Source organism: Streptomyces sp. NPDC056948 (genome assembly GCF_042674225.1).
Classification (GTDB): Bacteria; Actinomycetota; Actinomycetes; order Streptomycetales; family Streptomycetaceae; genus Streptomyces; species Streptomyces purpurascens.
The window spans coordinates 1,630-1,948 of record NZ_JBHUQX010000757.1; the positions used below are offsets into that span (position 1 = coordinate 1,630).

Consider the following 319-nt stretch of genomic DNA (forward strand, 5'->3'; position numbering starts at 1 on the left):
TTCCGAGTGACCTCCTCGCCGGTCAGGAGGAACTCCATCAGGTCCGCGCCGAGCTGTCGGTCCTGCTGAAGCGACTGCCCTGGTCGGTGGAGCCGGTGGACGGCTTCAGCGACGACAACGGCTGGCGCAAGGTGGAGCGCCCCGCCTCCCCCGGCTGGAGCGCCGACGAACAGGCCGAAGTGGAGAAGCTCCGCCGGCGGGAGCACGAACTCGCGGTGTTCGTCAGCACCCACCGCTACTGGTCCGAACTCACCGGCACCGAGCGGGTGTCGGCCCGCTCCGAGCTGAAGCACGCGCACGAGGCTCCGCCGGAGGAGAC

The 319-nt window shown here is 70.2% G+C and carries 1 protein-coding gene; it reads left to right on the forward strand.

Annotation, left to right across the window (positions count from 1 at the left end; all coding sequences use genetic code 11):
- On the forward strand, positions 1–319 hold a 319-nt coding region (locus ACFTZL_RS44405; protein ID WP_382596202.1), incomplete at both ends, for a hypothetical protein.